Source organism: Streptomyces sp. 378, from assembly GCF_030124145.1.
GTDB lineage: Bacteria > Actinomycetota > Actinomycetes > Streptomycetales > Streptomycetaceae > Streptomyces.
Genome location: NZ_JASKMS010000006.1, coordinates 332620 through 342407, shown reverse-complemented (window position 1 = coordinate 342407; position 9788 = coordinate 332620). Strand labels below are relative to the sequence as shown.

Here is a 9788-nt window from a genome sequence, read left to right as displayed (position 1 = left end):
GGCCCAAGTAGCTCCGCTACGAGGGCTTCCAGGCGGCACTCCCCCAAGCTCTTCGAGCAGGGGGGACCCCCAGAGCACGCACCGAACGCCGCTCCTTCTCCCACGGAGATCCATCAGAAGGGGCCTAGCCGCCGACGTCCCTCTCGTCGACCGCCACCACCGTGCTCCTCGACATCGCGCGGGCGGTCGGCAACAAGGAGGCGGCGACCGACGAGAGCATCGTCGCGCATACGCGCTACGACTGCGCAGGCGCGGAGAGCGCGCTCCTCGCGGACGTCCTCGCCCCCACCCCGACTCCGTGACACCACCCGCCGCACGACGACCAGCCCGCCCGGCGTACCGCTTCGGCCGGCTCTCCTTCACGCCGCCGTCGGGTCCACCGTCGCCTGGTGGGCCTCCAGCAGATGCTCCTCCGCCTTCAGCCAGGGCAGGAACTGGGCACCTCGGCGCCAGCCGCAGGTGTCGCACCGGATCGCGCGCTGCACACCCGTGCGCTGCACCCGCACCACGTGCTCCCGGCCGTGCTGGTCCCACCGGCTGACCTTGCTCGTGTCGATCTGCGTCATGGCCCCTCCCACGTCGAGACATCCGGCGTTCCGGTCTGCTCGCAGCAAGGAGTGTGCAGCAAGACCGCCATCAACGGGGTTTCCCCGGATGTGAGTTATCAGGCCGTGAGAGACCTCGGACGACGGTGCGGGGCGGCCGCAGGCTCAGCAGCCCCGTCGGTACCACGCCGCCGAGGTGCACCAGCGAGGTCGTGACCAGGGCCTCCCGCAGGCCCGTCGCCGGGACCAAGGACAGGAACCGCGTGCCCGGGGTCGCCACACCGAGCGGTGGCGCCGACTGCTGGGTGGTGATCGTCACGCCGCCCGCCCGCCCGCACCCGCACGGGCGGGCGGCACCTCACCGAAGACGACCCGGTGGACGACCGGGAGCCGCAGTGCCCGGCCCGCACCGGCGACCGCCGCGCCCGGGAGCAGCTCGACGAAGCCCGGGTGCGGCCGGAACCGCCAGGCGGCCGGCGCCATCAGGGCCAGGTCCACGCCCTGGAGCGCGGCACCGGACGTCACCGCGCGGGTGCCGTACCGGGCGACCGGGCGCGGGCCGGCAGCGAGAACACGAAGAACACCATCGCCGGCGGTGCGAGGACGGCCGCGTTGTGACGCAGCTCAGCCGCCCGTCCCGACGGCCTGTCGTACCTCCGCGGTCTCCAGCCTCGCCGCGGCCCGCTCGGCGGTCCCCCGCGCCCACCGCCCGTTCGTCACCGCACCCAGGGCCAACACGGCGAAGCCGCATGCCGCGAGGATCCACCAACCGGGCCGGGCCGCGGACACGAACGTCTCGCGGTACGAGGAGGAGCCCACACCCGAGGCGAGCACCGAGCCCAGCACGGCCACGCCCAGGGTCTGGCCCAGTTGCCGGCTCGTCGAGGCGACCGCGGCGGCGGCGGGGGCTGAGCTCGGGCATGCGCGCCATCGTACGCCGACTTCGATAGTGTGGCTAACTAATGAATTTTACCGTCTCATTGCACGGCACAATGGAGGCATGTCCACGCCCCTCCGGATCGGTCCGCACACCGTCCAGCCCCCCGTCGTCCTGGCCCCCATGGCCGGTATCACCAACGCGCCCTTCCGCACCTTGTGCAGGGAGTTCAGTGGCGGCAAGGGCCTGTTCGTGAGCGAGATGATCACCACCAGGGCGCTGGTCGAACGCAATGAGAAGACCATGCAGCTCGTTCACTTCGACGCGAGTGAGCGCCCCCGGTCCATCCAGCTGTACGGCGTGGACCCCGCGACCGTCGGCAAGGCCGTCCGCATGATCGCGGAGGAAGACCTCGCCGACCACATCGACCTGAACTTCGGCTGCCCCGTGCCCAAGGTCACGCGCAAGGGCGGCGGCTCCGCCCTGCCGTACAAGCGCAACCTGCTGCGGGCGATCCTGCGCGAGGCCGTCAGCGGCGCCGGCGAGCTGCCCGTGACGATGAAGATGCGCAAAGGCATCGACGACGACCACATCACCTTCCTCGACGCCGGCCGGATCGCCGTCGAGGAGGGCGTCACGGCCATCGCCCTGCACGGCCGCACCGCCGCCCAGCACTACGGCGGCACCGCCGACTGGGAGGCCATCGCCCGGCTGAAGGAGCACGTGCCGGAGATCCCGGTGCTCGGCAACGGTGACATCTGGTCGGCCGAGGACGCCCTTCGGATGGTGCGCGAGACCGGCTGCGACGGGGTGGTCGTGGGCCGCGGCTGCCTGGGGCGGCCCTGGCTGTTCGCCGACCTGGTCGCCGCCTTCGAGGGCCGCACCCAGGACATCGCCCGCCCCGCCCTGCGCGAGGTCGCCGACGTCATGGTCCGGCACGCCACCCTGCTCGGGGAGTGGATCGGCGACGAGTCCCGGGGTGTGATCGACTTCCGCAAACACGTGGCCTGGTATCTGAAGGGTTTCGCCGTCGGCTCCGAGATGCGCAAGCGCCTCGCCGTCACCTCCTCGCTGGAGGAACTGCGCGCCGGCCTGGACGAGCTGGACCTCGACCAGCCCTGGCCGGCCGGCGCCGACGGGCCCCGGGGCCGTACGTCCGGCAACAACCGGGTGGTGCTGCCGGACGGCTGGCTGAAGGACCCCTACGACTGTGAGGGCGTCGGCGAGGACGCGGAGCTGGACACCTCGGGCGGCTGATCAGCCCTTGGGCTGGTCCTGAACCGGTTCGGACGCACGAAGTCCAGGCCATCGACGGTCTGCTTGCCGAGCGCCTCGTGTGCGGCTATGTGGCCATAGCCGGTAGCCATTTTGAAGCCCTTTCCGGAGAATCCGGTGGCGCAGTACACCCTGCTGTTCTCGTCCAGCCAGCCGAGGAGGGGATGCCTGTCCTCGGTGAAAAGGTCGGGGAAGGCGTCGGAGCGCACGACGCTGGGGGTCAGGCCGGGGAGGAATTCGGTGACGATATCGGTGACCTTCTCGATCTCCGCCCGGGTGATGTCCCTGGGCACGCGGTCCGGGTCGGGGGTTTTCCTTCCGCGCCCGTCCAGTGGTCCGTCCACCGATGCCTTGACCGTCACGCCGTCGACGGCGGGTGCGCCGTACAGGGAGCGCTCGCCGTACAGCCGGCTGAAGACGGGGAACCGCTCCGGCGAGAACTGTGTGCTGTCCTGGGCGACGAACCAGGTCAGAACGATCCGATGGGTTTCCGTGACGGCCTTGAGGTGGTCGGGCACGAGCCTTCGCGACCAGCCGCCCGAGGCGACGATGACCTTCTCGAACGTCCAGGTTCTGTCGCCCGAGGTGACGAGCACGCCGTGTTCGGTTTCGGTGATGCCGTCCACGGGTGTCTGCTGAAGGACGGTGGCGCCGTTGGCCCGGGCCGCCGCGACGGCGGCGCTGACGGCGCGGTCGGTGCGCAGAACGCCGGCGTGGGGGTCATAGACGGCGCAGTCGTCGGGGCGGAGGTTGTGCTGGGGGTAGCGTTCCGCCACGTCCTCGCGGCTGAGCACGCGGTGCTCGGCTCCGGTGATGCGCGTGGTGTCGAGGAGGCCGGCGATGAAGGTGCCGTTCGCCGTCCCGATGGACAGGCCCCCGGTAGGGGTGAGGATGTCCTGCTCGGTTTCCGCTTCGAGTTCGGCCCACAGACCGCGGGAGCGTTGGATGAGAGGGTAGTAGTCGGGCTTGCCGAGGTAGACCATGCGGAACAGACGGGTGTCTCCGCCCACGGCACTGCGACCGTGGGCGGGGGTGGCGGCCTCGAAGCCCACTACCGAGTCGGACAGCCGGGAGGCCTGCCACAGGGCCATGCTTCCGATGCTGCCCAGGCCGATGACTGCCAGTCGTGCGTCCATGAGAGCGGTTTCCTTGTCTTTACTCGTGAAGACCGGCGAGTCTGCTGCCGAGTCTGGCCAGGAGTGAGGTCCTGCCGGAATCCCTGCGCTCTTCCCACTGGTCGGCGATACCGAAGAGCCGGTACATGGCGTGCACGCCCAGCCAGCGGATGGGCTCCGGTTCCCACTTCCGTGCCCGGTAGCCGACCCAGGGAAGGGTGGTCCGCTCGGTTTCCCTCTCGAAGGCGAGCTCCACGAGCGTCCTGCCGCCGACGTAGGCCGACGTGACACCGTGTCCCGCGTAGCCGGTGGACGATCCGATCCCCGATGCCGGGTCGAAGCGCACGCCGCCGTTCCAGTCACGCGTGACGCCCAGGACTCCCGACCAGGCGTGATCCACCTCGAAGGGGATGTCCGGGAAGAAGGAACCGAGCTTGTGCGAGAGCAGGTCGATGGTGGACCGGGCGGTCGCACCGGCTCCTCCGGTGCCGGACCCGAAGCGATAGGGGACACCGCGGCCCCCCATGGCGATACGGCCGTCCGAGGTCCGCTGGGCGTAGATGAAGGTGTGCGCGGAGTCGCTGAGGCACTGCAGCCCGTCCCAGCCGATCCGCTGCCATGCCTCCTCCGGCAGGGGCCTGGTCACGATCAACGAGGAATTGACCGGGATCAGGCTCCGGCGGCCGAGCAACGGCCCCGAATAGCCCTCGGTGCAGATGAACGTCCTGGCCGCGGTGACGCGTCCGTCGGCCAGGGTGAGGGTCTTGCCCGCGACACTGTCCACTCGGCTGCCCTCGTAGATGCCGACCCCCATGGAAGTCAGGGTGCGGGCGAGGCCGTAGACGAGTCTGGCGGGGTGGAACCGCGCGCAGTGCTGGTAGAAGAGCCCGCCGTGGACGGTGGAGATGTTGATCCGGCTTCGGAACTCCTCCCGGCCGAGCATGTGGACTTCGTCGTCGCTCAGCCCGTACTTCAGGTCGGCGTCACGCCTGGCGATCAGCCGGCCCAGCCCCGCCCGAGTGTGGGCGGCCACGAGCGCGCCACCCTTGTGCTGATCGGCATCGATGCCCTCGGCGGCGAGGATGCCCAGGACCGCGTCGACACCGGCGACGAACTCCTGCTGCAGCGCCCGGCCGGCCTCCGGCCCTCCTCCGGCGCGGGCGAAGGTGGCACGGTTTCCCGGAGGCATCGCCGAGAGCCAGCCACCGTTGCGTCCTGATGCGCCGTAGCCCACCTGTTCGGCCTCGAAGACCGCGACCGAGAGTGACGGTTCGAGCTTCTTGGCGAAGTACGCCGCCCACAAGCCGGTGTAACCGCCGCCGACAATGGCCACGTCGACGGTGTCCTGGCCGGTGAAGCGGGGGAACGAGGGCCTCGCATCGGCCAGTTGGGCCACCCAGAAGCCGAGCTCTCCGTTGCGAGGGGATGCCGCAAGGGCGTTCATGGTGAGTCCTTCTTCAGATTCTGGAGACCACGTGGGCGGCCGGTGATGTGGGAGGACCGGTCTCCGCTCAGGCAGCAGCAGGACGCGGCAGGCCGAAGAGGACGGGGAGGTCGGCGATGTCGGTGATGCGCTCGTAGCCGAGCCAGTGCTCGTCGTGCTCGAAGCCGCGGTCGACGTACACCTTGTTCTCGATCCCGAGGAGGGCCGCGGAGCGCAGGTCATACATCGGGCTCGCGGAGACGTGCACGAGCTCGTCGGGCGTCACGCCGAGCTTGTCGAACATGCACTCGAACGCGCCGAGGCGCGGCTTGTAGACACCCATCTCCTCGGCGCTGATGACGAGCTCGAACGGGGCCTTGAGGTTTTCCGCGAGGCGCACGGCGTGCGCGGTGTCGCTGTTCGTGATGATGACGAGCGGGACTTCCTCGGCCAGGCGGTTCAGTGCCTCGGTGACACCCGGGTACGGGCCCCACGTGGGGATGATCTCGTAGACCGCCCGCGCGTCGTCTTCGCGGTACTCGAGACCGACCCGGAGTGAGGCGCGCTCCATGGAACGCGCGACGATCTGGTGGAACGGCTGGTACGCGCCCGTGCACTCGTCGATCCGGTACGCCTTGCAGATCCGCAGGTACTCGTCGGCGACCTCGGCGGGCAGCCGGTCGCCCAGGACCTCACGCATCGCGTCGTTGATGCTGAACCTGATCAGCGTTCCGTTCATGTCGAAGGTCACGAACTTGGGCTTGACGTCGAATCCCATGACTTCTCCTCAGTGCTTCCAGGGGCGATCCGGCACCGTGGTCGATTGTCGACCATCTGTCCGGTCGATTGTCGACCGGTCGCTCGTCGGCTGTCAATCACGTCGGCCTGTGGCGCAGGTCATCGAGGTGAGGTGCTGATCCAAAATCGGCGGAGGTACAGTCGACAAACGACCAAGTGGTCGGCAAGGGCCAGGAAGGGCGTCGGGGTGGACCACAAGTTCGAGTGGCAGCAGCAGCGGACGACGACGCCGGACGGCGTGTACCGCACCCTGCGTGCCGCCATCCTCGACGGGGCGGTGCCTCCTGGTGGGCAGCTGCGCGAGGCACACATCGCCGGGGATCTCGGGATCAGCCGGTCCCCGCTGCGCGAGGCGCTGACCAAGCTGGAGGAGGAAGGGCTCGTCGTACGGATCCCCTACCGTGGGGCGTTCGTCGTCGAGGTGAGCGCTCATGAGATCGCCGAGATCGACTCGGTCCGGCTGCGTGTCGAGCCGTACGCCGCCGAGCTCTCGGCCGCGGCTCTGCGTGGTCCCGAGCGGCCACGGTTGCTGCAGACCGTCGAGGATCTCCGCCGGGCGATCGAGGAGAACGACCTCCCCGCCAGTGTCGACGCGCACCTTCGCTTCCACCGGCTCTTCTACGACTTCTCGGGGCACCGCGTTCTGCAGAGCCTCTGGAATGGCTGGGAAACGAAGCTGCGCCTCTACCTCAACGTCGATCACCGCACGTACAGCGAGGACCCGCATCTCCTGGTCCGCGAGCACGAGAGGCTGGCCGCGGTCGCCCTGGAGGGCGACACCGACGCGTTCCTCCAGGAACTGGCCGCCCATTTCCCCGTGGGGTTGGGAGCCCAGGCGAGGGATCAAGGGGACGCGCACGCTCCGCGTGCATGAGGTGAACCTCGCGGCTTGGTGAAGTCTGTATTGACAGTGCTCGACACGCACTCATATGGTCGACAAACGACAATCTGATGGTGGTTTCAAGCCATCCTGCGGCGTTTTCCGCCACTGCTACTCGAGAGGAGGCCCGAGTGCAGATGATCAAGACGCATGCGTGCCCTGTGCCGTTCGCCGAGGTGGCGCGGTGAGCGGGCCGGTGACGTCGGCAGCACCCGCCGGCTCGGCTGCCGATCGGCTTCAGGCCTTGGGCCTGGCCCTTCCCGAGCTCCGTGACAACCCGTACTACGTGCACCACCGGACGGTGGGTTCCAGCATCCACATTTCGGGCCAACTGCCTTACCAGGACGGATTGCTGCTGGGCCGGGGCGTCGTCGGCCGGGACGTGGATCTGGAGACGGCCCGGGAGCTCGCGCGCCATGCCGCGCTCAACGCGCTCGCCGCCGCTGTGCAGGCGGTGGGCGAGCTGGACCGGGTCCGGATCGTCCAGATGCTGGTCTTCGTGGCCAGTACGCCGGACTTCGGTGAGCAGTCGAAGGTCGCCAACGCGGCCAGTGAACTGCTCATCGAGGTGCTGGGCGAGAACGGACGGCATGCCCGCACCGCGATCGGCGTCGCCGGGCTACCGGTCAACAGCCCGGTCGAGATCCAGATGGTCTGCACCGCGGTGCAGGGCGGTCCGACGGCGGTGTAGGCAAGCGCGCGTGACGGCGCGCGTCGCGCGCGTTCGGTAGCAGGGGGGGCCGACAGCCGCAGCCCTCGATCATCCCGGATGGAACCACGAGGAGGGCAGCGTGAACCGGCTGCAACGAGCACTCGACGCTCTGGTCGAGCGGATCGACACCCCTGCGCCGATCGTGCTGGTCGACGTCATGCAAGGCAACATCGACCGCGTACAGGGCTTCGCCGACCAGCACAACCTGAAGGTCAGGCCGCACGTCAAGACGCACAAGTGTGTGGAGATCGGGCGACGCCAGATCGAGGCCGGCGCGGTCGGCATCACCACGGGCAATGTCGGGGAGGCCGAAGTCTTCGCCGCGGCCGGATTCGACGACATCTTCCTCGCCTACCCGATCTGGCCCGCGGGAACGAAGAAGGCCCGGATCCGTCGACTCGCCGAGTCCGCCCGGCTGCGGGTCGGCGTCGACAACCTGCCGGCGATCGAGGCCCTCGCCGACGCCATGGGAGATGAACCGGACCGGCTGCAGGTCGTCATCGAGGTCGACTGTGGCGCCCGTCGTTCCGGGGCGCCGCCCGAGGCTGCGGGCGACCTCGCGCTCGCCGCCCGCAAGCGCGGTCTGGTGCCGGTGGGCGTCTTCACCTATCCAGGTCACGGCAGCGCCGGCCGGGACGCTCGCCGGCGCGCCGCGCAGGACCAGGAGGCCGCGCTCATCACCGCGGTACGCGGCCTCGCCGACGTCGGGGTCGCCGCTGAGGTGGTCAGTGCCGGCTCCACTCCCACCCTCGAGTACTCCACCAGCAGCGTGATCAACGAGATCCGCCCCGGCGAGTACGTCTTCGGCGATCTGAACAACGCCCGGCTGGGCTCCTGCACGGACGACCAGATCGCGCTGTTCGTCGCCGGCACCGTCGTCAGCGACTGGGTCCCGAACCAGGTCATTCTCGATGTGGGCAGCAAAGCCCTCAGCCGTGAAGGCAGCCCTGAACTCGGCTACGGCCGCATCGCCGGCACCAAGGCGGTGCTGGCCAAGCTCAACGAGTACCACGGGTTCCTCCCGCTGCCGGACGGCGAGTTCCGCCCCGGCGTTGGCACCGTCCTACCGGTGGTGCCGAACCACGTATGCCCGGTCGTCCTCGGTTTCGAGGAACTGATCGTCACCGACAGCACGGGCACGTCGCTGCAGCGGTGGCCGGTCGACGCCCGCGGATTCCTCAACTGACCGGCCCCACCTGCCCGAAAGGAATGCATGACATGAGACTCGACAACATCACGGCGCTGGTGACCGGCGCCAGCAGTGGAATCGGGGAGGCGGTGAGTTCCCACTTCCGCCGCGAGGGGGCCCGGCTGCTGCTCACGGGCCGCCGGGAGCGGCTCGACAGTGCTGAGCCCGAGGACCTGTACGTTCCGGGAGACCTCAATGACGAGGCGTTCGTCGAGCACCTGGCCAAGCAGGCCGCCGAGTCCCTCGGCGCCGTCGACGTCGTCGTCCTCAACCATGGTCTGCAAGCCAGCGGTCCGCTCACCGAGATGGCCTACGACGACGCGAAGAACGTGCTCGAGAGCAACCTGCTCAGCGCGTTCCTGGTGATGAAGCACTTCGCGCCGCTGATGCCCGAGACAGGGGGATCGTTCGTCTGCGTCGGTTCCCGGCTCGGCATGGTCGGCAAGCCCGGGGAAGTCCTGTATTCCGCCGCCAAGGGGGGTCTCATCATGCTGGCCAAGGGTGCGGCGATCGAATGGGCCCCACGCAACATCCGCGTCAACGTCGTCGCTCCGGGGCTGACTGCCACCCCGATCATCGAGGCGTCGTTCCAGCGCCGCCCCGACCCCGAGGCCTACCGCCGCGAGCGCGAGAGCCAGATCCCGCTGCAACGCCTCGCCACCCCCGAAGAGGTCGCCGACGCGGTCCTCTTCTTCGCATCGTCGGAGTCGTCGTACGTGACCGGATCGGTCCTGGCCGTCGACGGCGGGTACACCGCTTTCTGAACACCCTGCTGAGCATCACCACAGGCAAGAGGCTGAACGACCTGTCGTCCGTCCAGCCTTCTGCCCCGGGCGACCGCTGATCGCCGCATGACCGACCGACCAAGAGGTGGCCGACGACACCGAGCCGGCCTCGCGTCGTACGTGATGACGTCCCACATCGACCGCGCCCGCCGGGTCGCCGCCCGTCTGCGGGCCGCATGGTGGCATCGA

10 protein-coding genes and 2 pseudogenes are annotated in these 9788 nt (G+C 69.2%); 6 read left to right on the top strand and 6 right to left on the bottom strand.

Annotation, left to right across the window (positions count from 1 at the left end; all coding sequences use genetic code 11):
- The first annotated feature begins 161 nt into the window (after nucleotides 1-161).
- Nucleotides 162-302 (top strand): hypothetical protein, encoded by a 141-nt coding sequence (locus tag QNO09_RS11940; RefSeq protein ID WP_283970097.1) that lies wholly within the window; start codon nucleotides 162-164, stop codon nucleotides 300-302.
- Nucleotides 303-359: 57 nt separating this feature from the next.
- On the opposite strand, the gene QNO09_RS11935 is transcribed toward QNO09_RS11940, so the two are convergent.
- From QNO09_RS11935 to QNO09_RS11925, 3 genes and pseudogenes are all read right to left on the bottom strand, one after another.
- Entirely contained in the window at nucleotides 360-566 is a 207-nt protein-coding gene (locus QNO09_RS11935) for a hypothetical protein (protein WP_283970096.1), read from the bottom strand.
- Between the two features lie 70 nt (nucleotides 567-636).
- Nucleotides 637-1147, bottom strand: a pseudogene (locus QNO09_RS11930) (MFS transporter); the annotation flags it as partial.
- Between the two features lie 22 nt (nucleotides 1148-1169).
- Nucleotides 1170-1460, bottom strand: a pseudogene (locus QNO09_RS11925) (MFS transporter); the annotation flags it as partial.
- A gap of 85 nt (nucleotides 1461-1545) precedes the next feature.
- Here QNO09_RS11925 and dusB point away from each other — a divergent pair.
- A complete protein-coding gene (dusB, locus tag QNO09_RS11920; protein ID WP_283970095.1) occupies nucleotides 1546-2679 on the top strand; it encodes a tRNA dihydrouridine synthase DusB in 1134 nt (377 codons plus the stop codon).
- Here the strand turns inward: dusB and solA are convergent.
- The 3 genes from solA to QNO09_RS11905 all read right to left on the bottom strand — a co-directional run bounded on the left by solA (nucleotide 2625) and on the right by QNO09_RS11905 (nucleotide 6013).
- Entirely contained in the window at nucleotides 2625-3833 is a 1209-nt protein-coding gene (solA, locus tag QNO09_RS11915) for an N-methyl-L-tryptophan oxidase (protein ID WP_283970094.1), read from the bottom strand. The two genes, dusB and solA, sit on opposite strands and share 55 nt — an antisense overlap.
- Before the next feature lie 19 nt (nucleotides 3834-3852).
- Complete coding sequence (locus QNO09_RS11910) at nucleotides 3853-5256, bottom strand: NAD(P)/FAD-dependent oxidoreductase (RefSeq protein WP_283970093.1); 1404 nt, start codon at nucleotides 5254-5256, stop codon at nucleotides 3853-3855.
- Between the two features lie 67 nt (nucleotides 5257-5323).
- Entirely contained in the window at nucleotides 5324-6013 is a 690-nt protein-coding gene (locus QNO09_RS11905; protein WP_283970092.1) for a haloacid dehalogenase type II, read from the bottom strand.
- 207 nt (nucleotides 6014-6220) lie between these two features.
- Between QNO09_RS11905 and QNO09_RS11900 the strand changes: the two genes are divergently transcribed.
- The 4 genes from QNO09_RS11900 to QNO09_RS11885 all read left to right on the top strand — a co-directional run bounded on the left by QNO09_RS11900 (nucleotide 6221) and on the right by QNO09_RS11885 (nucleotide 9578).
- Nucleotides 6221-6907 carry a GntR family transcriptional regulator gene (locus QNO09_RS11900; protein WP_283970091.1) on the top strand — a complete coding sequence of 229 codons (687 nt, stop codon included), beginning with the start codon at nucleotides 6221-6223 and terminating at the stop codon, nucleotides 6905-6907.
- 190 nt (nucleotides 6908-7097) lie between these two features.
- Nucleotides 7098-7604, top strand: a complete 507-nt coding sequence (locus QNO09_RS11895; RefSeq protein WP_283970090.1) for a RidA family protein — start codon at nucleotides 7098-7100, stop codon at nucleotides 7602-7604.
- 100 nt (nucleotides 7605-7704) lie between these two features.
- Entirely contained in the window at nucleotides 7705-8811 is a 1107-nt protein-coding gene (locus QNO09_RS11890; protein ID WP_283970089.1) for an alanine racemase, read from the top strand.
- Nucleotides 8812-8843: 32 nt separating this feature from the next.
- Complete coding sequence (locus QNO09_RS11885) at nucleotides 8844-9578, top strand: SDR family NAD(P)-dependent oxidoreductase (RefSeq protein WP_283970088.1); 735 nt, start codon at nucleotides 8844-8846, stop codon at nucleotides 9576-9578.
- The last annotated feature ends 210 nt before the right edge of the window (nucleotides 9579-9788 follow it).